Source organism: Ruegeria sp. ANG-R (assembly GCF_000813985.1).
Classification (GTDB): Bacteria; Pseudomonadota; Alphaproteobacteria; order Rhodobacterales; family Rhodobacteraceae; genus Ruegeria.
In genome coordinates this window covers 279,103-300,691 of record NZ_JWLJ01000001.1, presented here as the reverse complement: position 1 = coordinate 300,691, position 21,589 = coordinate 279,103, and the positions used below count along the sequence as shown (strand labels likewise).

General features: G+C 58.5%; 25 protein-coding genes. 4 read left to right on the top strand and 21 right to left on the bottom strand.

Annotated features, from left to right (window positions below):
• From nuoE to RA27_RS24860, 15 genes are all read right to left on the bottom strand, one after another.
• The gene (nuoE, locus tag RA27_RS01370; RefSeq protein WP_039534270.1) at positions 1 to 1,101 is read right to left on the bottom strand and encodes an NADH-quinone oxidoreductase subunit NuoE; all 1,101 of its coding nucleotides are present in this window, start codon (positions 1,099 to 1,101) and stop codon (positions 1 to 3) included.
• Positions 1,102 to 1,503: a hypothetical protein gene (locus RA27_RS01365; RefSeq protein ID WP_039534267.1), complete on the bottom strand. Its 402-nt coding sequence runs from the start codon at positions 1,501 to 1,503 to the stop codon at positions 1,102 to 1,104.
• A complete protein-coding gene (locus RA27_RS01360; protein ID WP_170597059.1) occupies positions 1,500 to 2,723 on the bottom strand; it encodes an NADH-quinone oxidoreductase subunit D in 1,224 nt (407 codons plus the stop codon). Before RA27_RS01360 ends, RA27_RS01365 begins: the two co-directional genes overlap by 4 nt.
• Entirely contained in the window at positions 2,723 to 2,848 is a 126-nt protein-coding gene (locus RA27_RS24865; RefSeq protein ID WP_255353504.1) for a hypothetical protein, read from the bottom strand. The genes RA27_RS01360 and RA27_RS24865 overlap by 1 nt, the downstream gene beginning before the upstream one ends.
• Complete coding sequence (locus RA27_RS24290; RefSeq protein WP_010442775.1) at positions 2,848 to 3,021, bottom strand: hypothetical protein; 174 nt, start codon at positions 3,019 to 3,021, stop codon at positions 2,848 to 2,850. Before RA27_RS24290 ends, RA27_RS24865 begins: the two co-directional genes overlap by 1 nt.
• A complete protein-coding gene (locus tag RA27_RS01350; protein WP_039534262.1) occupies positions 3,021 to 3,626 on the bottom strand; it encodes an NADH-quinone oxidoreductase subunit C in 606 nt (201 codons plus the stop codon). Before RA27_RS01350 ends, RA27_RS24290 begins: the two co-directional genes overlap by 1 nt.
• Positions 3,623 to 3,940: a hypothetical protein gene (locus tag RA27_RS01345; RefSeq protein WP_039534259.1), complete on the bottom strand. Its 318-nt coding sequence runs from the start codon at positions 3,938 to 3,940 to the stop codon at positions 3,623 to 3,625. Before RA27_RS01345 ends, RA27_RS01350 begins: the two co-directional genes overlap by 4 nt.
• Before the next feature lie 31 nt (positions 3,941 to 3,971).
• Entirely contained in the window at positions 3,972 to 4,505 is a 534-nt protein-coding gene (locus RA27_RS01340) for an NADH-quinone oxidoreductase subunit B (protein ID WP_010442777.1), read from the bottom strand.
• Positions 4,496 to 4,861 carry an NADH-quinone oxidoreductase subunit A gene (locus tag RA27_RS01335; RefSeq protein WP_039534254.1) on the bottom strand — a complete coding sequence of 122 codons (366 nt, stop codon included), beginning with the start codon at positions 4,859 to 4,861 and terminating at the stop codon, positions 4,496 to 4,498. Before RA27_RS01335 ends, RA27_RS01340 begins: the two co-directional genes overlap by 10 nt.
• Before the next feature lie 195 nt (positions 4,862 to 5,056).
• Positions 5,057 to 5,839 (bottom strand): crotonase/enoyl-CoA hydratase family protein, encoded by a 783-nt coding sequence (locus RA27_RS01330; RefSeq protein WP_039534251.1) that lies wholly within the window; start codon positions 5,837 to 5,839, stop codon positions 5,057 to 5,059.
• Between the two features lie 3 nt (positions 5,840 to 5,842).
• The gene (locus RA27_RS01325; RefSeq protein WP_039534249.1) at positions 5,843 to 6,697 is read right to left on the bottom strand and encodes a hydroxymethylglutaryl-CoA lyase; all 855 of its coding nucleotides are present in this window, start codon (positions 6,695 to 6,697) and stop codon (positions 5,843 to 5,845) included.
• A 49-nt stretch (positions 6,698 to 6,746) separates the two neighbouring features.
• Complete coding sequence (locus RA27_RS01320; protein ID WP_039534246.1) at positions 6,747 to 7,370, bottom strand: glutathione S-transferase family protein; 624 nt, start codon at positions 7,368 to 7,370, stop codon at positions 6,747 to 6,749.
• Entirely contained in the window at positions 7,367 to 9,301 is a 1,935-nt protein-coding gene (locus RA27_RS01315; protein ID WP_039534245.1) for an acetyl/propionyl/methylcrotonyl-CoA carboxylase subunit alpha, read from the bottom strand. The genes RA27_RS01320 and RA27_RS01315 overlap by 4 nt, the downstream gene beginning before the upstream one ends.
• A 3-nt stretch (positions 9,302 to 9,304) precedes the next feature.
• Entirely contained in the window at positions 9,305 to 9,730 is a 426-nt protein-coding gene (locus tag RA27_RS01310; RefSeq protein ID WP_039534243.1) for an ASCH domain-containing protein, read from the bottom strand.
• A 1-nt stretch (position 9,731) separates the two neighbouring features.
• Positions 9,732 to 9,863 carry a hypothetical protein gene (locus RA27_RS24860; RefSeq protein ID WP_255353503.1) on the bottom strand — a complete coding sequence of 44 codons (132 nt, stop codon included), beginning with the start codon at positions 9,861 to 9,863 and terminating at the stop codon, positions 9,732 to 9,734.
• Positions 9,864 to 9,909: 46 nt separating this feature from the next.
• On the opposite strand from RA27_RS24860, the gene RA27_RS01305 reads away from it, so the two are divergent.
• Positions 9,910 to 10,632 carry a class I SAM-dependent methyltransferase gene (locus tag RA27_RS01305; protein ID WP_039534241.1) on the top strand — a complete coding sequence of 241 codons (723 nt, stop codon included), beginning with the start codon at positions 9,910 to 9,912 and terminating at the stop codon, positions 10,630 to 10,632.
• 11 nt (positions 10,633 to 10,643) lie between these two features.
• Here the strand turns inward: RA27_RS01305 and RA27_RS01300 are convergent, their stop codons facing one another.
• The 3 genes from RA27_RS01300 to RA27_RS01290 are packed head-to-tail and all read right to left on the bottom strand — an operon-like array spanning position 10,644 to position 14,250.
• Positions 10,644 to 12,254 carry a carboxyl transferase domain-containing protein gene (locus tag RA27_RS01300; RefSeq protein WP_039534239.1) on the bottom strand — a complete coding sequence of 537 codons (1,611 nt, stop codon included), beginning with the start codon at positions 12,252 to 12,254 and terminating at the stop codon, positions 10,644 to 10,646.
• Positions 12,251 to 12,730: a lysozyme inhibitor LprI family protein gene (locus tag RA27_RS01295; RefSeq protein WP_082025007.1), complete on the bottom strand. Its 480-nt coding sequence runs from the start codon at positions 12,728 to 12,730 to the stop codon at positions 12,251 to 12,253. The genes RA27_RS01300 and RA27_RS01295 overlap by 4 nt, the downstream gene beginning before the upstream one ends.
• Positions 12,727 to 14,250 carry an AMP-binding protein gene (locus RA27_RS01290; protein ID WP_039534236.1) on the bottom strand — a complete coding sequence of 508 codons (1,524 nt, stop codon included), beginning with the start codon at positions 14,248 to 14,250 and terminating at the stop codon, positions 12,727 to 12,729. Before RA27_RS01290 ends, RA27_RS01295 begins: the two co-directional genes overlap by 4 nt.
• Before the next feature lie 136 nt (positions 14,251 to 14,386).
• On the opposite strand from RA27_RS01290, the gene RA27_RS01285 reads away from it, so the two are divergent.
• Positions 14,387 to 14,992: an OmpW family outer membrane protein gene (locus RA27_RS01285; protein WP_039536776.1), complete on the top strand. Its 606-nt coding sequence runs from the start codon at positions 14,387 to 14,389 to the stop codon at positions 14,990 to 14,992.
• A gap of 51 nt (positions 14,993 to 15,043) precedes the next feature.
• Here RA27_RS01285 and RA27_RS01280 read toward each other — a convergent pair whose 3' ends face one another.
• The 3 genes from RA27_RS01280 to RA27_RS01270 form a co-directional block, all read right to left on the bottom strand.
• Positions 15,044 to 16,207 (bottom strand): isovaleryl-CoA dehydrogenase, encoded by a 1,164-nt coding sequence (locus tag RA27_RS01280; RefSeq protein WP_039534232.1) that lies wholly within the window; start codon positions 16,205 to 16,207, stop codon positions 15,044 to 15,046.
• 164 nt (positions 16,208 to 16,371) lie between these two features.
• Positions 16,372 to 17,562, bottom strand: a complete 1,191-nt coding sequence (locus RA27_RS01275; protein ID WP_039534229.1) for an aminotransferase class I/II-fold pyridoxal phosphate-dependent enzyme — start codon at positions 17,560 to 17,562, stop codon at positions 16,372 to 16,374.
• Between the two features lie 39 nt (positions 17,563 to 17,601).
• Complete coding sequence (locus RA27_RS01270) at positions 17,602 to 18,273, bottom strand: HAD-IA family hydrolase (protein WP_039534226.1); 672 nt, start codon at positions 18,271 to 18,273, stop codon at positions 17,602 to 17,604.
• 134 nt (positions 18,274 to 18,407) lie between these two features.
• On the opposite strand from RA27_RS01270, the gene glmU reads away from it, so the two are divergent.
• Both glmU and glmS read left to right on the top strand, forming a co-directional pair.
• Entirely contained in the window at positions 18,408 to 19,760 is a 1,353-nt protein-coding gene (glmU, locus tag RA27_RS01265) for a bifunctional UDP-N-acetylglucosamine diphosphorylase/glucosamine-1-phosphate N-acetyltransferase GlmU (RefSeq protein ID WP_039534223.1), read from the top strand.
• Between the two features lie 3 nt (positions 19,761 to 19,763).
• Positions 19,764 to 21,587 carry a glutamine--fructose-6-phosphate transaminase (isomerizing) gene (glmS, locus tag RA27_RS01260; protein ID WP_039534221.1) on the top strand — a complete coding sequence of 608 codons (1,824 nt, stop codon included), beginning with the start codon at positions 19,764 to 19,766 and terminating at the stop codon, positions 21,585 to 21,587.
• The last annotated feature ends 2 nt before the right edge of the window (positions 21,588 to 21,589 follow it).

Below are 21,589 nucleotides of genomic sequence, written 5' to 3'. Positions count from 1 at the left end.
TTAGTCCTCGTAAGTGCCATCTTCCTTGGCACGTTTGGCAAACTCGGTTTGCTCGCCCGCCGCCAGTTTCGCAGCCTGTTCGATCCAGCCATCCCGCTCAATCCGGCCTTTGAATTTCAGACGCGCATCCACCCAGGCCACCTGCTCGGGCGTCCATTTTGCAATCTGGTCGTAATGGTAGAAACCCAGCTCATTCAGGGTTTCTTCCAGCTTTGGCCCCACACCTTTGAGCATTTTAAGATCATCGGGCTTGCCATCCCGCGCACCGGTCAGCGTTTCCGGCTGATCCTCTTTCGCAGCCTTCGCTTCTGCGGCCTGTTTCACCGCAGGTTTCGCCGGAGCCGGAGCTTTGGGAGGCTTCGGCGCGGCTTTGGTCGCAGCCGCCTTGCCATCCTTGCCCAGCCACGGCGTCAGGATCGGAACCTCGGTTCCGTCGATGCGCTTGACCGTATCGCCCAGATCGCTCGCAAGCTGAACGCTGGCGTTATACTGCGTTCTGCCGCTGTCATACTCCGTCAGACTGGTCAGCCCTTTCAGAGGCTCCGCCGCGTAACGCCCGTTCTGAGGACCCGGAGTCGGCACTTGGCCCGAAACCAGATCATCGAGAATTCTACCAAAGTTCTCAGCCGTCAGATCTTCGTAGTAATCTTTGCCGATAAGAGCCATCGGCGCATTGGTGCAAGACCCGAGGCATTCCACCTCTTCCCAACTCAACTTACCATCAGCGGACAGTTCATGAGGCTTGGAGGCGATCTTGTCCTTGCAGACCGCAATCAGATCCTCGGCCCCGCAGATCATGCACGACGTCGTGCCGCACACCTGAATATGCGCGACCGAACCAACCGGCTGCAGCTGGAACATGAAGTAGAACGAAGCAACCTCTAGCACGCGGATGTAAGCCATGCCCAGCATGTCGGCGACGGTTTCAATCGCCGGACGGCTCAACCAGCCCTCCTGCTCCTGCGCGCGCCACAGCAGCGGGATAACCGCGCTGGCCTGACGGCCTTCGGGGTATTTTGTGATCTGCGCTTCGGCCCATTGCTGGTTGGCAGCGGTAAAGGCAAAGCTTTCGGGTTGTTCGGGATGAAGACGGCGGAGCATTTAGTCAACTCTCTCCAATACAAATGTCTCAGCATTCGGTAGTCTGGCGTCATTGTCTCCGAGCACCAGCAACGCCTCGCCTCCGATATTCCTACCGTGCACCATTCGATAACCTTTAAAGCCATCCGGACGAACAACGACCTTTGAACCCGACAGCAATGCGCTTTTTTGCATAACTTCGATATCATCCTTGATTTTCTCCAAATCTTCAGATGTCAAAAGTTCATCAATGCGCTCTTGTAGCTGAGCAATTTCCGCCCGAACTTCCTCAATTTGTTCGCCAGCGCTTGAGATTTCGTCCACAAATGGCCGAGCAACAAAACCACCAATCACGCCGGAAACAATCAATCCACCCAAGTACACCAATCCTCTTGTTGTGTTGGAGAGCTCATTCCAATTCATCGATCAATCTCCCCGAACACAACATCCATGGTGCCGATAATCGCGGCGACGTCGGCCAGTTGGTGGCCTCCGGCAACGTGGTCCATGGCTTGCAGGTGCAGGAAGCCCGGGGCACGCAGTTTGGCGCGGTAGGGTTTGTTGGTGCCATCAGCGACCAGATAGACGCCAAACTCGCCCTTGGGGGCCTCGACGGCGGCATAGACCTCGCCAGCAGGGACGTGGAAACCTTCGGTGTACAGTTTGAAGTGATGGATCAGGCTTTCCATCGAAGTCTTCATGTCCGAGCGTTTCGGCGGAGTAATTTTGCCACGCGCCAGCACGTCACCAGGGCAATCACGGATTTTGGCGATCGCCTGACGGATGATCAGCAGCGACTGGCGCATCTCTTCCATGCGCACCAGATAGCGGTCATAGCAGTCGCCATTTTTGCCGACGGGGATCTGAAACTCGAACTCGTCATAGCATTCATAGGGCTGCGCGCGACGCAAGTCCCAAGCCAGTCCCGATCCGCGCACCATAACACCCGAAAAGCCGTATTTCTGAATGTCATCCTCGGTCACGACACCGATATCGGCGTTGCGCTGTTTGAAGATGCGGTTTTCGGTCAGCAGCCCATCAATGTCGTCCAAAACGGCGGGGAACTCGTGGCTCCATGCCTCAATATCGTCCAGCAATTCTGGCGGCAGGTCCTGGTGGACGCCACCGGGCCGGAAATAGGCGGCATGCAGGCGGGCACCGCAGGCGCGCTCATAGAACACCATCAGCTTTTCGCGCTCCTCGAACCCCCACAGAGGCGGGGTCAGCGCGCCGACGTCCATGGCCTGCGTTGTCACGTTCAGCAAATGGTTCAGGACACGTCCGATCTCGGAATACAGAACCCGGATCAGAGAGCCTCGGCGCGGCACCTCGACGCCGGTCAGCTTTTCGATCGCCAGACACCAGGCATGTTCCTGGTTCATTGGCGCCACGTAATCCAGACGGTCGAAATACGGCAGGTTCTGCAGATACGTCCGGCTTTCCATCAGTTTTTCGGTGCCACGGTGCAGCAGGCCGATATGCGGATCACAACGCTCGACGATCTCTCCGTCCAGCTCAAGCACCAGACGCAGAACCCCGTGTGCCGCAGGGTGTTGCGGGCCGAAGTTAATGTTGAAGTTGCGGATCTTCTGCTCGCCGCTCAGCGCGTCCGTGCTGCCGTCATCATATCTTGAGCCGTCCATCAACGCCCTCGTTTCTTCTTCGCTTCGGCCCGAACCCGGACCTTTTCCGCATCAGCCGCTTTGGCAGCGGCCCCGGCCAGCAGAACCCCCAACGCCCCCAGCGCGATCAGTTCCCCCAGCCCCATCAGCGGCGCTCCAACTCTTGCAGTTTAAGCCCGACCCACCACAGCAACGCGATCGTGCCGAAGGGAACCAGACAGAGCAGGCACCAGTATTTGTTGATCCCGAAAAACGGCAATATCTTCACCATCGGAATGATGGTCAGTGCAGACAGGATCAGCCACCAGATGCCACCCATTATTCAGTCTCCTGTTTTTCATCCCCCGGAAGAATGTAGTTCGCACCTTCCCACGGGGACATGAAATCAAACTGACGGTATTCCTGCACCAGCGACACAGGTTCATAGACCACGCGCTTTTGCGCCTCGTCGTAGCGAACTTCGGTATAACCGGTGGTCGGGAAATCCTTGCGCAGCGGATAGCCGCGGAACCCATAGTCGGTCAGGATGCGCCGCAAATCGGGATGACCCGAGAACAAGATGCCGAACATGTCGAACACCTCACGCTCGAACCAGTTGGCCGAGGGGTGTACGTCGACAATCGAGGGCACCATATCTTCTTCACGGATCGACACCCGCAGGCGAATACGCTGGTTCTGGTACATCGACAGGAAGTGATAAACCACGTCGAACCGCTTGGCGCGTTCGGGGTAGTCGACACCGGTAATGTCAACGAGTGTCGAGAACTGGCAGCTACGGTCGGCTTTCAGGAATTCGATGAATTCCACAAGGTTCGACGGAGCCACATCGACATTCAGCTCATCATGGGTCACATCCCAGGACAGAACGCAATCTGCCCGCTTCAGCTCCAACTGCGCGCCGAGTTCTTTGAGTGCTTCGTTCATGAAGTGCCCCCATCAAAACTGACCATTCGTGCACCACATTGTCTGACAGATTCTTCAAGCACCGACATTAGACGTTCATCATCAGGGCTTGAACCGTGCCGCACTATCGGCATGTTTTCCAGCACGCCACGAACGATTCCGTAATTCGCTCTGAACCTCTCGGTCACACACCCACAATCACCCCCTTCAACCAGCGAAGGACAAACGACCGCGACACTTTCGATATTCTGCTCGAATCCGCGATAGCCGAAGAATCCAGCAAGCGGGATCAGGATGACCACCGCACCCAAGTATTTCTTTAGCTTGTCAAACACAGTTCAACTTTCGTGTAAGCATAGTTCAAGCCTATCGCACAATGGTGCCGGTGCGGCGGATTTTGCGTTGCAGCTGCATCAGGCCATACAGCAATGCCTCAGCGGTTGGAGGGCAGCCGGGCACATAGATGTCCACGGGCACAACCCGGTCACAACCGCGCACGACAGAATAGGAATAGTGGTAGTACCCACCGCCATTCGCGCAGGAGCCCATTGAGATCACATAGCGCGGCTCCGGCATCTGGTCATAAACTTTACGCAGTGCTGGGGCCATCTTGTTGGTCAGGGTTCCGGCCACGATCATCACATCAGACTGACGGGGGGACGCGCGGGGCGCGATACCAAACCGTTCCGCATCGTAGCGCGGCATCGACGTGTGCATCATCTCAACCGCGCAGCAGGCCAGACCAAATGTCATCCAGTGCAAGGACCCGGTACGGGCCCAGTTGATGATGTCTTCGGTCGAGGTCAGCAGAAACCCTTTGTCCTGCAGCTCGGCATTCAGGGCCTGGGTCGCGACCTCTTTGTCGACGCCCGCGGTGTTTGCGCCCGTCATCACTCCCATTCCAGGGCCCCCTTCTTCCATTCATAGGCAAAGCCGATGGTCAGCACCGCCAGGAACACCATCATGGACCAGAATCCAACATCGCTGATGTCCTTGAAGCCGACGGCCCATGGGAACAGGAAGGCGATTTCCAGATCGAAGATGATGAAGAGAATCGAGACCAGATAGAATCGGACATCGAATTTCATCCGCGCGTCGTCGAACGCGTTGAAACCGCATTCATAGGCGCTGACTTTTTCGGGGTCGGGATTGCGGACGGCTAGAACCACAGCGGCAAGAATCAAGACGATTCCAAGGCCTGCGGCGACGGCCAGAAACACCAGGATCGGGAGATATTCCCGCAACAGGTCTTCCACGAATAGCTCCTTTCCTGCGCACAGTCCAAAACGGGTGCGCCGTCAATTGGCGTGTTGACTGGACATTCTGTATCCCTGTGGGATCAGAGGGTCAACCGAACACAGACGCGCAGGCGGGTATTATTGTACGTGTTTCCTCGGTGGTGAGCGCTGATCGCCAACACCGGCTATGGTTCATATCAGAAAGGGTTAAACCTATTTATTCCATACAGGTTTTCGTTTGTCGAAGAAGGCGGCGATTCCCTCTTGAGCCTCGTCGGTTTCCCAGCGCGCAACCAGCCCACGAATGGTATGATCTATCACCGCATCGTCGATACGTGGACCCAGTGACTGTACCAGTTCCTTGGCCGACGCCACCGCGCCCGGCGCGCAGGACAGATATGGAAGCACCTCGGCCTCGACCGCGTCCGCCAACGCGTCAGAAGGCACCGCCTTCGCCAGCAGCCCGAGCTCAACGGCCTCGTGCGCATCAAACAATCGGGCGGACATGAAGACCCGCCTTGCCCGCGCTTCCCCCATCCGGGCAATCACATAAGGCCCGATAGTTGCCGGAATCAGGCCGAGACGGGTTTCGGTAAGGCCCATCTTCAGGCTGTCGACGCCAATCGCCACGTCACAGACAGCGGCCATCCCTACACCACCGCCGAACGCGTTGCCCTGCAACGCCCCGATCAGCGGTTTGGGCAGAGTGTTCAGCGCATTCAGCATCTCGGCCAGCTTGCGCGCCTCAACAAAGCGCGTCTCGGAATCGGCGGCCATCTGTGCCTGCATCCATCCCAGATCACCTCCGGCACAGAAGCTCTTGCCAGAGGCGGCCAATACGACCACGCGCACCGCCTCATCGCTGGCAAGTTGTCCGGCCGCCTGTGTCAGTTCGGCAATCATCTGCGCTGACAGCGCGTTGTGCTTTTCAGGGCGATTCAGCACCAGAGTCGCGACGCCACGTGTGTCCGTATTCAGGGTAACAGTTTCGAACATATCCTAATCCGCCCGCATTGCCCGCGCCATATCGGCGGCCTGTTCCAGAACAGACGCATCCAAACCGGTTTCATATCCCAAACGTTCCAGATGCGCAGCCACCGCTTCGGTCGCCACATTACCTGCCGCTCCCGGAGCGTAGGGGCAGCCGCCAAGACCGCCCACTGCCGCATCAAACACCCGTACGCCCAGCGCAAGCGACGCATCGATATTGTCGATTGCCCGCCCGTTGGTGTCATGGAAATGACCCGCAAGCCGGGTGACCGGCACCCGCTCCCGTACCGCCAGCAGCATATGAGCAATCTTGTCCGGAGTTCCCTGCCCGATCGTATCGCCCAGAGAAATCTCATAACAGCCATGGGCAAACAGCGCGTCCGCCACTTCGGCCACTTTCTCGGGCGGGGTTGGTCCATCATAGGGACAGTCAGTCACGCAGGAGACGTAGCCCCGCACCGGCAGATCAATATGCCGCGCCGCTTCGAGGATGGGCGCGAACCGTTCAATGGATTCGGCGATGGTCGCGTTGATATTCGCTTTTGAAAACCCTTCCGACGCGGACGCAAACACCGCTATTTCATCCGCTTTGGCCGCAAGTGCGTCTTCGTATCCGCGCATATTCGGCGTCAACGCAGCATAACGCACGCCGTCTGCCCGTGTGATCCCCGCCAAAACCCCGGCACTGCCCGCCATCTGGGGCACCCATTTCGGAGAGACAAAACTCGCGACCTCGATCCGGTTAAAGCCGGCCATGCTAAGACAATCAACAAGCGCCACTTTCTCGGCCACGGGGATTTCAAGCTTTTCATTCTGGAGCCCGTCGCGCGGCCCGACTTCAAAGACTTCTACGCGTTCACCCATTCTACACTCCCCTCGTTTTCACACCCACTTACCTCAGGTGACCTCATCGTCACGACTCAGGTGTCAGTGGGAGATAAGTAGCGGCTATTGTCTTTTGCCGCTTCGTCCGCCCCCACCATGAATTCAGGTTGGGGTATCCTGCAAGCATTTCCGCAGCAGCTGGATACCGCCCGAACGCATCAATCATTGGAAACAAAATACAATCCTCGGGCGCGCAGCCCGCAGCAAGAACAACGCCATCCGCAGCGATCTCTTCTAACGCTTTCAGGACGACCGATGCCTCAGCAAGGCCCGTGTCAATTTTGGATTGATCCCAGTCCAAGTTCAGCGCCGGCCGAAATACGCCATGTGAATAAACGCAACGAACAAGCGGCCAGTATGCGTAAGCAGAAGCGATACCGGCCAGTTGCGCAGCGCGTGCATTCGCAAGCGGATTTCTTTCGGGATACCGATCACAAACCCGATAGAGATATTCAAGAATTGCCCAGCATTCGTAAATCCTAATGTTGCCATCGAAAAGCACTGGAACCCTGTTGAAAGGGTGAAACTTCACCCCTTCATCGAAGGGATCGGCCTCCTCCCAAAGATATGGAAGAGCCAGTTCTTCCAATGCAATGCGCACGGACCTTGAATAGACGCTGTGGCCGTAACCTATAAGCTTCAAATCGCTCAAGCGTTATCCTCAAGGCGCACCAATGCCGCCCCTGCCTCGACCTGAGCGCCAGCTTCGGCCAGCACTTCTGCGACCACACCGTCACGGGCAGCCAGCAACGAGTGCTCCATCTTCATCGCCTCCAGAACGGCCAGCCGTTCGCCTTCCTTCACCGATTGTCCGGCACTGGCGAAGACGGCCTTGACCAATCCGGGCATCGGAGCCTCGACCACATTCGTATCACCGGCAGCACTTGCGTCGCGGTCAAGCGGGTCGACTATCCCGAACACCTGTCCGTAGTTCTCGAACACCGTGATTTGCGACCCGGCCATGGCGGCGCGCGGCATAGGCTTGCCATCGATCATCCAGTCGCCGCCGCGCCGCTGTGCGACCATGTGGGTCTCACCGATCCGCCATACCTGACGATCCGGCCCTTCGACCTGAACATCCAGGTCAATTATATCTTCGTCTCGCAGCAACTGCACCGCCCGGTGCAGAGGCGCCCAAAGGGTGAATCCGGTTTCCGACCCGCTCTCAACCAGATCGAGCGCCATCATCGCCGCCGCAACCACGGCCACGGGCGAAGCCTCTGCCTCTTTGGACAATCCGTCGATATCCCGCCCGATCAGGCCGGTATCCACGTCGCCTGCAACAAACCCGGCATGTCGCGTCAACGCCCCCAGAAACGCAAGGTTGGTAACCGTCCCGGCAACCTCGGTCCGACGCAAAGTACGATGTAAGGATTCCAAGGCAACGGCGCGTGTTGGCCCATGCACAACAACCTTCGCAATCATCGGATCGTACCAGGGGCTGATCGTATCCCCGGCGCGCACGCCACTGTCCGCGCGCGACTCGGGCGGGAACAGAAGATGGGTCAGCGTGCCTGTCGCCGGCAGGAAACCCTTGGGCACATCCTCGGCATAGAGACGCGCCTCGAACGCGTGCCCGCTGATCGACAGATCGCTTTGTTGTTTCGGCAGGCTCTCACCGGCAGCCACACGCAACTGCCATTCGACGAGATCGACGCCCGTGATCGCTTCGGTCACCGGGTGTTCGACCTGCAATCGCGTGTTCATTTCCATGAACCAGAACCGATCTGGCCGCAGTCCGTCCGAGGCATCGACGATGAACTCAACCGTCCCCGCGCCTTTGTATCCAATAGCCTCAGCCGCGCGCACGCCCGCCTGCCCCATCGCTTCGCGCATTTCAGCGGTCATGCCGGGGGCCGGAGCCTCTTCGATCACTTTCTGATGCCGCCGCTGCAACGAACAATCGCGTTCGAACAGATGCACCGCTTGGGTGCCATCGCCGAACACCTGCACTTCAATATGACGTGGCTTTGCGACAAATTTTTCGACCAGTACCGCGTCATTACCAAAGGCCGTCTTCGCCTCACCGCGCGCACTATCCAAAGCAGCCGAGAATTCCTCGGGCTTTTCAACCAGCCGCATACCCTTGCCACCACCACCTGCTACAGCCTTGATCAGGACAGGATAACCAATGGTATCCGCCGCGCCTGCTAGGTGTTCGGGGTCTTGATTGTCGCCATGATAGCCGGGCACAACCGGAACGCCCGCCTGCTCCATCAAAACCTTTGCCGCGTCCTTAAGACCCATCTTTCGGATCGCGTCCGCCGATGGCCCGATGAAGGTCAGGCCTGCTGCCTCAACCGAATCCACGAAGTCTGGATTCTCGGACAGAAAGCCATAACCGGGATGGATCGCTTGCGCGCCCGTATCCAGCGCCGCCTGAATGATCACATCACCCCTCAGATAACTGTCAGCCGGGGCCGCGCCGCCGATATGAACAGCTTCATCGGCCATCTGTACATGCTTGGCCAAGGCATCGGCATCCGAATAAACAGCCACGCAGGATACGCCCATCTTCTGGGCGGTTTCCATCACACGGCAAGCAATCTCACCGCGGTTGGCAATCAGGATTTTGTTGAACATAGCTTACCCCTCAACCGCCAGATCTTCGACAAGGCGGAACCGTTCGCAAAGCAATTCCATCTCGGGATCAAACCCACCATTTCGTTCGAAATAACGGCGATGATCCTCGCGCCAGCCCTCAAGCGTTTCATTCTCGCCCTCGGCCAACGCAAAATCCTCAGTTACATCGCAATATCGGCAGGTCGAGACCTCGACCGTTTCGATCACCAAGGCCGGGCGATCATCCCATTCCAGCGCAATATCCTGCCGCCCAACAACGGGTGTGTCGGGGCTACCCTCCGGATAGTCGCGCAAAGCACCACAGGTTGCCGTTTTTTGGCCTGATCGCACCAACGCCAGCAGCTCCGCACTCAGCGTTGCGTTGTCTCCAAACTTGAAGGTCTGCGCACTTGGATAGCGGACCATGACGTCATTCAATGAAACGCTCATCTTACATCCTGAACACGCAGAAACGTGCCTCCTCGACCGGAGCGGACAGCGCGGTCATTTGGGTCAGAGCCAGATCAACGTGCACATTGGACGAGGAGACAATACCCTTTCCGATCAACACTCTATCAAACATCAGCAATTCCTTGCACTTTCCATGTCACAACTGCAGGGTCCGCGCTATGACCCATGACATCTACGATCCCGAGTTTGTAGCAGGCGTATTTGACAGGTGTTCCGGCGCGTACCGAAACTGGAGCGCAATTGCGTCTTTCGGATTGATCCGTGCCTGGCGCAAATCCTGTATCGACGGCCTGACGTTGCCGCATGACACATCTGCGTCCGGCGTAGATCTGATGGCGGGAACAGGTGAGGCGTGGCCGCACCTGTTTGCGCGTTTTCCCAAAATAGAAAAAGTAACCGCCATTGACATCAGCCCCGGGATGCATCGTCAGGCCTTGAAAAGGCTGCATATGGGTCGCGAAGATCGCGTGTCGCATCTTTGTGCTAATATGCTCACGACCGACCTGCCCAACGAAAGTGCGGATTTTGCCATCTCGACCTTTGGCCTCAAGACGTTCAATGCGGATCAACACCTGATTTTCGCCCGGCAACTGCGCCGCATTCTCAAACCCGGTGCGCCTTTTTCGTTGATCGAAGCGACCGATCCCGTGGGCTGGTCGCTGCGTCCCCTCTACCGACTTTATCTGGACGGTGTCCTGCCGCAGATTGAACGCCTGTTTCTGAATGGTGCTCAGGATTTCACCATGATCGGAGAGTATACCCGCAACTTTGGAAGCGGCGGCTCGGTTGCCGATGCCTTGAAATCTGTTGGTTTGAATGTCGACACAAGATACTACGTCTACGGCAGCGCCATTCGGCTTTCTGGACACAAACCTGACTAAGTCCCCCATGATCACATCCTGAACACGCCGAAACGTGTCTCCTCAATCGGGGCGTTCAGTGCGGCAGTCAGCGATAGGGCCAGCACGTCGCGGCTTTTGCGCGGGTCGATGATGCCGTCATCCCAGAGACGGGCCGAGGCATAAAGCGGGTGCGATTGCTCCTCGAACATGTCCAGCGTCGGGCGTTTGAATTCGGCCTCCTCCTCGGTGGACCACGTACCGCCCTGCCGTTCGATCCCCTCGCGCTTTACAGTGGCCAGGACACCCGCTGCCTGCTCGCCGCCCATCACTGAAATCCGGGAGTTCGGCCAGGTCCACAGGAACCGAGGCTGATAGGCCCGACCCGCCATGCCGTAGTTTCCAGCCCCGAACGAGCCGCCAACCAGCATGGTGATCTTGGGAACGCTCGTCGTTGCCACCGCCGTCACCATCTTGGCCCCGTGCCGCGCGATGCCTTCGTTTTCGTATTTGCGACCAACCATGAAGCCGGTGATGTTCTGCAGGAATACCAGCGGTGTTTTGCGCTGCGAACACAGCTCGACAAAATGCGCGCCCTTCTGCGCGGCCTCGGAAAACAAGACGCCATTGTTGGCGATGATCCCGACCGGGCAGCCTTTGACATGGGCGAACCCGGTTACCAGCGTCTCACCAAAGCGCGGTTTGAATTCGTCGAAGCGCGAGCCATCGACAAGCCGCGCGATCACTTCACGGATGTCATAGGGGGTTCTCAGATCGGCGGGCACAACGCCAAGAATCTCTTCGGGGTCATAAGCTGGCTCCTCGGGTGCCTCAAACTGTAGGCCGGGCTTCAGCCCGGCACCACCCAACGACCCAACCGCGCGGCGGGCCAAGGCCAGTGCATGTGCATCATCCTCGGCCAGATAGTCCGCCACACCCGACAGGCGCGTGTGCACATCACCGCCGCCCAGATCTTCAGCTGTCACAACCTCCCCCGTCGCCGCCTTGACCAAGGGCGGCCCGGCCAGAAAGATTGTCCCCTGCTCTTTCACGATGATCGTCACATCCGACATCGCAGGAACATAGGCCCCGCCCGCCGTGCACGAGCCCATCACGACAGCGATTTGAGGGATACCCTTCGCGCTCATCCGCGCCTGATTATAGAAGATGCGGCCAAAGTGGTCGCGATCAGGAAAAACCTCATCCTGATTGGGCAGGTTCGCGCCGCCACTGTCGACCAGATAGATGCAGGGCAGATGGTTTTCCTCGGCAATCTCCTGCGCGCGGAGGTGTTTCTTGACCGTCAGCGGATAATATGTGCCACCTTTAACGGTGGCGTCGTTGCAGACTACCATGACCTCGCGCCCCTGTACCCGGCCAATCCCCGCGATCACGCCGGCACAGGGCGCGGCATCCCCATACATCCCATGTGCCGCCGTCGCGCCGATTTCCAAAAACGGAGAACCCGGATCGAGCAGGTTCGCCACCCGACGACGCGGCAGCATCTTGCCCCGCGATTCATGTCGCGCCCGGGACTTCTCGCCGCCACCCATGCGGGCCGCTTCGGCGGCCTCGGCGATCTGTGCCAGTGCGTCGAGGTGAGCTACGCGGTTCGCCTTGAAGCTCTCCGAGGCAGGCATGGCTTTGGAATTTAGCTTGCTCATGGTGTGCCTCCATAACCGATAAGATCCAAAGCCCGCGTCGCAGTGACTCGCAAAAAACAATCTGCTCCGTCTTCGAAATGAGCGGTACCGGTCGTGAGATTCCCGCGCGAAAGGCATTCAGCGTCCCGGAATTTGATCCAGGCCCGCTGGGCATCGGTCAGAGCCTCCGCCGCCACGGGCAGCATATCCGGTGCGGATAAATCGGCGCGCAGAGACTGGTAAGCAGTGTTCAAAACCGCATCCCAGCCTTCCGTTTCAGCGTCTCTGCACTGAGCGACCGTGATACTGTCGAAGGCACCGCTCTCTTCGATGCAGGCATCAGCGAACTGTCCGATACAAGTGACCCCGGCGTGCCAACCGCTACCGGCCTGCACTACACAATCCCAAATTCCAGCCTCGGCAACCGGCTTCGGAGCCCAATCTGCCGCCGCGTGCGTTGGTATCGCCATACAAGCAATGATTAAAATACGCCTCATCTCAACTCTCCTGCCGCCCGCACTCTCAGTTCTTTCCGAATGACCTTCCCCGTCACTGTCATCGGCAATTCCTCAAGAAATGCCACCTCACGTGGGTAAGAATACTGCGCCAGCCGATCCTTGACCCAATCCTGCAACTCTTGCTCTGACGCTTCAGTCCCCGACTTTAACACGACATAGGCCTTCACAATTTCGGTCCGCAGCGGGTCGGGTTTGCCGACCACGCCCACCGTGGCGACTGCTGGGTGAGTCAGCAGGCAATCCTCGATCTCAGCCGGGCCGATGCGATATCCGGCCGAGGTGATCACGTCATCGTCGCGGCCCAGGAAACGCAGATAATCGCCCTCCCATACGCCGCGGTCTCCGGTGATCAGCCAATCGCCGCGAAACTTCTTGGCGGTCGCATCAGGCCGGTTCCAGTATTCCAACAGCATCGAGGCCGAACCGCGCCGGATGGCCACGTCACCCTCTTCATCCGTCGGGTTGCCATCCTCGTCGACCACCGCGACCTCATGCCCCGGCACAGGTTGGCCAATGCAGCCCGGTCGCACAGGGAAATCCTCGGCGCAGGAGGAAACAACCATGTTGCACTCGGTCTGACCGTAAAATTCGTTGATCGTCAGGCCAAACGCCTGCTGTCCCCAGGCCAGCATTTCAGCCCCCAGCGGCTCACCCCCCGACGCCACCGAACGCAGGCTCGGAATCTCCTGATCTGCCGCCTTGAGCATCCGCAGCGCCGTCGGTGGAAAAAAGACATTCCGCACGCCGCCACGTGAAATCACATCGACACAGGCCCCGGGCGTGAATTTGTCCAGCCGCGCAGCCACGACGGGGATGCCCAAAGCCAGACCGGGCATCAACACATCAAACAGCCCCCCGATCCAGGCCCAGTCAGCCGGAGTCCACAGGCAGTCACCTTCCCGCAGGTGGTTGTGACTGATCGAAACACCCGGCAGATGGCCTGTCAGCACACGATGCCCGTGCAAAGCTCCCTTTGGGCTGCCGGTGGTGCCTGACGTGTAGATCAGCACCGCCGGATCTTCGGGGCCGGTATCGGCAAAAGGGACTGGCGCTTCCCACCTTTCAATCTCATCGATCAACAGGGGCCGGGCCAGATCACCTAGCAAAGCGGCCCCATCGACATCCGTCAAGACGATCCGTGCTCCCGCATCCCCAACACGCGATGCCAGCGCATCGCGCTTGAACAGCCTGAACAACGGCACTGAAATCGCCCCGATCTTCCAGATCGCCAGATGCGCCGCCGCGCACCACGGCGACTGGCTGAGCAATACGCCCACTCGTTCGCCGGACCGGACCCGCTCTGACAGAGCACGCGCGATACTGTCGGTCATTCGCTCCAGATCGCCAAAGGTAACCGCACGTATATCGCCTTCGGTCAGATCCAGAACGGCAACCTGCTCGGGCGGCTGCGAAAGGCATTGCCGCGCCATGTTCAGCCGCGCCGGAATCGCCCAGCTTTGATCACTGTGCAAACCCGGTATGACCTCAGCAGGACACATGCCGATTTCCCCTTATTTTACTGGCATTTAAGCCGCTCCGCATCGCCACCTCGCCTGAGGGGAATTGATGCAGATCAGGGTTGGGCGGCAACGGTGCATTCACAAAGCCCATATTAACGCAACCAAAGGCATGAATATGACAAAGAAACTCGCCGCTTTGACCCTTGCTACCGCACTTGTCGCGCTGGCCGCTCCGGCGTTTGCCCAATCTCAGGGCGACTGGACGCTTGGCGTTGGTGTGGGCTACCTGAAGCCCAAATCCGACAACGGCACACTTGCCGGGTTTGATGCAGACATCGACTCGGACACCCGTCCTATCTTCACTGCCGAGTACTTCATTCAGGACAATCTCGGGATCGAATTGCTTGCCGCGACGCCGTTCAAGCACAACGTCACCCTTGGCGGAAGCGTTGATGCCGGCAGCGTGAAGCACCTGCCGCCCACCCTGTCGCTGAACTATCACTTCGCGACCAACAGCGCATGGAAACCCTATGTCGGCGCGGGTCTGAACTATACCATCTTCTTCGACGAAGACTCGCCTCTGGGTGATCTGGATGTCGACGACTCGTTCGGTGTCTCGCTGCAGGCCGGTCTGGACTACATGGTGACCGAGAAAGGCGCCGTGCGTCTGAACGTGCGCTGGTTCGACATCGACTCGGACGTCACCCTGGACGGCAACGACATCGGCAAAGCCGAGATCGATCCCTTCCTCGTTGGCCTGTCCTACGTCCATCGTTTCTGATCCATAACTTTCAATGCCCCGTAGTTTTCTGAACTGCGGGGCTTGTTGCGCTCAGCGCATCTCGCCCATCATTTCGCGGCCGATCAGCATCCGGCGGATTTCGCTGGTGCCCGCACCGATCTCCATCAGCTTTGCATCGCGGAAAATCCGGCTGACCGGCGCATCCGACAGGAACCCGGCGCCGCCCAGCGCCTGAACCGCCTGATGCGCCTGAACCATGGCCTGTTCCGAGGCGTAAAGGCAGCAGGCCGCCGCATCCTGACGGGTCACATCCCCCCGGTCACAGGCTTTTGCGACCTCATAGACATAGGCCCGGGCTGAGTTCATCGCCGTGTACATATCCGCGATCTTTCCCTGCATGAGTTGGAAGCTTCCGATCGGTTTACCGAACTGCTTGCGTTCGGCCAGATAGGGCATCACCTCATCCAAGCAGGCCGCCATGATCCCGGTTCCAATTCCCGCAAGTACCACACGCTCATAATCCAGACCGGACATCAGAACCGCCACACCACGGCCCTCTTCTCCAAGGACGTTTTCAAACGGGACCTCGACATCTTCAAAGATCAGCTCCGCCGTGTTCGATCCGCGCATCCCCAGTTTGTCGAAATGGGGCGAGGTCGAGAACCCTTTCATCTCTTTTTCGATAAGAAACGCGGTGATGCCTTTTGATCCGGCATCAGGATCAGTTTTGGCATAAACCACCAGCGTATCGGCGTCTGGCCCGTTGGTGATCCAGTATTTGTTACCATTCAGCCGGTAGTGATCGTTCCGCTTCTCGGCGCGTAGCTTCATTGACACCACATCCGACCCGGCGGAAGGCTCGGACATCGCCAGCGCCCCCACATGATCCCCGGATATCAAACGCGGCAGGTATTTCTTCTTCTGTTCTTCATTGCCGTTCAGCTTGATCTGGTTGACGCACAGATTCGAATGTGCGCCGTAAGACAACGATACCGAAGCCGAGGCCCGTGCCACTTCCTCAACCGCAATTGTGTGCGCCAGATACGACATGCCGGCACCGCCATATTCCTCGGGCACCGTAACACCCAGCAGGCCAAGCTCACCCATCTCTTTCCACAACGCGTTCGGGAAGGCGTTGGTCGAGTCGATCTCAGCCGCCATCGGCTTGACCCGCTCCTGCGCCCAGCGATGAACCATCTCGCGCAGGGCGTTCACGTCCTCACCCAGATCGAATTGCATTGCGGCCATAAACATGCAGGGTCCCTCCGGCTGCGTTAATGAACAAATGTTCAATAATCAAATAGCAGCGAATCCACCCCCGGTCAACGACGACGCGCGGACCAAAACAAGAAGCCGCCCCTCCATGGGGCGGCGTTTTCAAGAATATCGAGCGTGCGCTGAAAGCACACTCCACTGGATTACGACTGATAAACTGCGCTGACCTCGGCGCGGATAATGCGCGCGATCTGACGACAATCCTCCAGCGAGAATGTCAGTGGCACGCGCATATCCATGATCCCTGACAAGATTCGGTCACTTGCGGGCATCCGGTCGCTCTCTGCATAGCGCCAGCTGTCATAGCGTGAGGTAAAGCCCGAGGGCTCGGCCCCGCCGAACCATTTCAGCTCGACCCCGCGCGCGGCGCAACGGCGGATCACATCAGCAATGCGCTCGGGCGACCAGTCCAGCAACAGGAACTGGATTGATGAGCCCACATATGTTTCGCCTTCCGGTCGCTCCACAATCGTCAATCCGGGCGTCTCCCGCAGACCGCGCTCGATTTCATCATAACGCTCATTCCAGCGCTGCACCTGCCGGTCCAGATCGCGGAGTTGAGGGCGCAGGATCGCGGCGCGCAGATTGTCCATCCGGCCCGAGACATTGGGTGTGGTGTATTTGATCCGCTCGAAAACCTCGGGCCCAGGCGCGGCCAGGTGACGCTCGTACAGCATGTAGGACCCGGACAACATCGTGGCCTTCGCCGCCAGTTCCGGGTCATCGGTGATCAGCAGCCCGCCCTCGCCCGAGTTGACATGCTTATACGTCTGGCACGAATAGCATCCGACAGCCCCCTGCCGCCCCGACAGCTGCCCGCGCCACGCGGCACCCATTGTATGCGCGCAATCTTCGATCACGATCACACCTGCCGCGTCGCACATCTGCATCAGCCGATCCATATCACACAGATGCCCGCGCATATGGCTGAGCATCAGCACACGCGCCTGATCCAGCTTGGCCTCGAGATCATCCAGATCGATGGTCAAGTCCTCGGTCACACCAACAAAGACGGGTCTTGCACCCACTGACGCAATTGACCCAGGCACCGGAGCCAGCGTGAACGCGTTGGTCAGCACCGCATCGCCCGGTTTTACGCCAACAGCGCGCAGCGCCGTGGCCAAAGCGTAACCGCCTGAAGATACAGCCAGACAGTATTTCGCGCCCATTTGCGCAGCGAATTCCTGCTCCAGCAAAGCCGTCTCGCTCAACTCCCCCGGCGCGACGTTGTAACGATGTAGCCGACCATGGCGCAGCACGGTCATTGCGGCTTCGATTGCCTCTTCGGGAATGGGTTCCTGCTGGGTGAAATTACCCGTGAATGTCTCGGTCATACGCCTGTATTGATACTGTGCATGAGGCAGGTCAAGGGATCACACGGCTGCTCCGATCAAATCGGAGACCAGTTTCGGTAAATTATCGAAATGATCCAACAGCCCCTCGGGCTCCAGCGCGGCCATATCGTCGCCCGAAGGGCCGAACGTCACCAGAACCGATGGCACACCTGCAGCCCGAGCCGTGTTCCGGTCGGTATCCGAGTCGCCGATCAGAACGCAGTGATCGGGATGCCCTCCGGCGCGGCGGGCCGCTTCGCGAAGAGGCTCGGGGTCGGGTTTGCGCACCGGCAACGTATCGGCCCCCACCAACGATGCGAACCGGTCCCGAACACCCAATCGGGTCAGCAGCAAATCTGCAAGACCCTCGGGTTTGTTCGTGCAGATACCCACCCCATAGCCCGCGCCTTTGAGCGCCTCTACGGCCTCAAGCGCGCCGGGGTAGAAATAGGTATGCGTATCGATCGCCTGACCATAGACGTCGAGAAAGATCGGATAGTAGGCCTCGACAACATCCGCATCATAGGCACCGACCCGTTTCAATCCATGAGACAACATCAGTCGTGCCCCACGCACTGCGACCGCCGCATCACGCTCGGGCGTCAGCACATCGCCATGGCCCATCTGGCGGAAACACTGGTTCGCGGCGGCCAGCAAATCGCCGGATGTATCCGCCAAAGTTCCATCCAGATCGAAGATTACCGTTCGCATACTCACCTCCTGAACCGGCGGGAATCCGCCATGTCGTGTTGCAAACGGCAATCTTCTTTGATGGCTGAACCGCTTGCGCCTTTGCCCACAGCGGATAAAACGGGCGGCGACAAAACAAAAGAGAAAACGATTTCATGAGCACCGCCCTTGTCATTCTTGCCGCCGGAAAAGGCACAAGGATGAACTCTGATATTCCCAAAGTCCTGCACCCTATTGCGCAAGCCCCGATGCTGGTCCACGCCATGCGTGCCGGAGCGGTTCTGTCACCCGAACGCACCGTGATTGTCACCGGCCACGGAGCCGAAGCCGTGGCAGCCGTAGCAGAAGCCGAAGATGAAAACGCCAGCATCGCAGTGCAGGAAGAGCAGCTTGGCACTGCTCACGCCGTTGCCCAAGCGCGGTCGGCGCTGGACGGTTTTCAGGGGGATGTGGTTGTCTTGTATGGAGACACCCCGTTTTTGCAGCCGGACACTCTGGAACGGATGATCGCGACACGAGCAGACAATGATCTGGTCATTCTTGGATTCGAAGCCGCAGATCCCGCGCGATATGGCCGCTTGGTCATGAATGGCGACACACTGGAGCGGATTGTCGAATTCAAGGACGCTTCGGATACTGAGCGCGCCATAACCTTCTGTAACTCAGGCCTTTTGGCTTGTAACGCTGAAACCCTGTTCTCGTTGATTGATGCGGTTGGAAACGACAACGCCTCTGGTGAATACTATTTGACCGACGTCGTTGAGATCGCCCGCGGAAGGGGTTTGAACGTGACTGCCGTTGCCTGCGATGAAGCGCAGACATTGGGTGTTAACTCCCGCGCGGATCTGGCGGCGGCAGATGCGGTGTTTCAGGCACAGGCACGATCCGAACTGCTCGGTCTTGGGGTCACTCTGATGGCACCCGAGACGGTCTATCTGGCTGCAGATACCGTCATAGGCCGCGACACCGTGATCGAGCCCAATGTGGTTTTTGGCCCCGGCGTGACCGTGGAAAGCGGTGCAACGATCCGGGCGTTTTCACATCTCGAAGGCTGCCATGTCAGCCGGGGCGCGGTGGTTGGCCCCTACGCACGGCTGCGTCCGGGAACGGAACTGGCCGAAAACGCAAAAATCGGCAACTTTGTCGAGATCAAGAACGCCGATATCTCCGAGGGCGCAAAGGTGAATCATCTCAGCTATATCGGCGACGCCTCGGTCGGGGCGGCGACGAATATCGGGGCGGGGACCATCACCTGCAACTATGACGGCGTGATGAAGCACAAAACGACCATCGGGGAAAACGTGTTCATCGGATCGAACACGATGCTGGTGGCCCCGGTCACTCTGGGTGACGGCGCGATGACCGCCACCGGGACCGTAGTGACCAAGGATGTTGAGCCAGACGCATTGGCCGTGGCGCGTGCCAAGCAAGAGAATAAGCCCGGCTATGCGCGCAAATTGTTTGAAATTTTGAAGGCGAAGAAGGCTCGCCGCGACAAAGGAGCCTGAATTATGTGTGGAATTGTTGGTGTTCTGGGCAGCCACGAAGCCGCCCCTATTCTGGTCGAAGCCCTGAAGCGACTTGAGTATCGCGGCTATGACAGTGCGGGTATCGCTACAGTTAATGATGGCGCGCTTGGGCGTCGTCGGGCTGTCGGCAAGTTGGTGAACCTGAGCGACCTTTTGGTGCATGAGCCATTGGCCGGGAAATCCGGCATCGGTCATACCCGCTGGGCGACCCATGGGGCGCCATCAGTGAACAACGCGCACCCACACAAGGCGGGACCTGTCGCTGTTGTGCACAATGGTATCGTCGAAAACTATCGCGAACTGCGGGCAGAGTTGGCTGAACACGGTGTTGACTTCGTCACGGACACTGACACCGAGACCGTTGCCTTGATGACAGAACGGTACATGTCCGAAGGACAATCACCGATTGACGCAGCGTTCAAGACCATCGACCGGCTCAAAGGCGCATTCGCACTCGCCTTCCTATTCGACGGACAAGAAGATTTGATCGTCGCAGCGCGTAAGGGCTCGCCTCTGGCGATAGGCCATGGCGAGGGTGAGATGTTTGTCGGTTCGGACGCTATCGCATTGGCCCCGCTGACCGATCGCATCACCTATCTTGAAGAAGGCGATCGGGCGGTTCTGACCCGCACTTCGCTGGAGATTCGAACCGAAACCGGTGAGCTTGCCAACCGCGAAGTCCGGCAAATTCAAATCGATCAGACCCGTGCCGACAAAGGCGGCCACAAGCATTATATGGCCAAGGAAATTGCCGAGCAGCCTGTTGTGGTGGCCGAAGCCATCCGCTCGTATCTTCCGACCGGTGGTAATCATGTGGTGTTGCCGGGTGGTGATCTGGATTTCACCAAGCTGGACCGTCTGACCATGGTGGCCTGCGGCACGGCATTCTATGCCTGTCTGACGGCGAAGTACTGGTTCGAACAACTGGCCAAGATGCCTGTTGAAGTCGATATCGCCAGCGAGTTCCGCTATCGCGAACCTCCGATCTCGGACCGGACTTTGGCGCTGTTTGTCAGTCAATCCGGCGAAACCGCCGACACGCTGGCGGCGTTGCGCTATTGCGAGGGCAAGGCGGACAAGATCGTATCGGTCGTCAATGTCGCCGAAAGCTCGATTGCGCGTGAAAGCGATGTTGCATTGCCGATCCATGCTGGCGTTGAAATCGGGGTCGCTTCGACCAAGGCCTTCACTTGCCAGCTTAGTGTTCTGCTGATGCTGGCCCTGAAGGCGGCGGCAGATCGCGGCACTTTGTCAGATGAAGAGATTGCCGATCACGCGGCCGCCCTTCGTGGATTGCCGACAGTTCTGAATGCAGCTCTGGATCAGAACGACGCTGTTCGCCAGTCTGCCCAGCGCCTGTCCGAGGCGCGCGACGTGCTGTTCCTGGGGCGCGGCCTCATGTACCCGCTGGCCATGGAAGGTGCGCTGAAACTCAAGGAAATCAGCTATATCCACGCCGAAGGTTATGCTTCGGGTGAACTTAAGCACGGCCCGATCGCCCTGATTGACAAGCATATGCCGGTCGTCGTCATGGCCCCGCGAGATGCGGTATTCGACAAGACTGTTTCCAACATGCAGGAAGTGATGGCGCGTAAGGGTAAGGTCATCCTTGTCTCGGACGACGATGGTATCGACGAGGCGGAGGACGGTGTCTGGAGCACGATCCGGATGCCGCATGTCCACACCAGCCTTGCGCCGATCCTGTACTCAGTTCCTGCACAGTTGCTGGCCTACCATACGGCTGTTGCCAAAGGCACAGACGTCGATCAGCCTCGCAATCTGGCGAAATCAGTCACGGTCGAGTGACC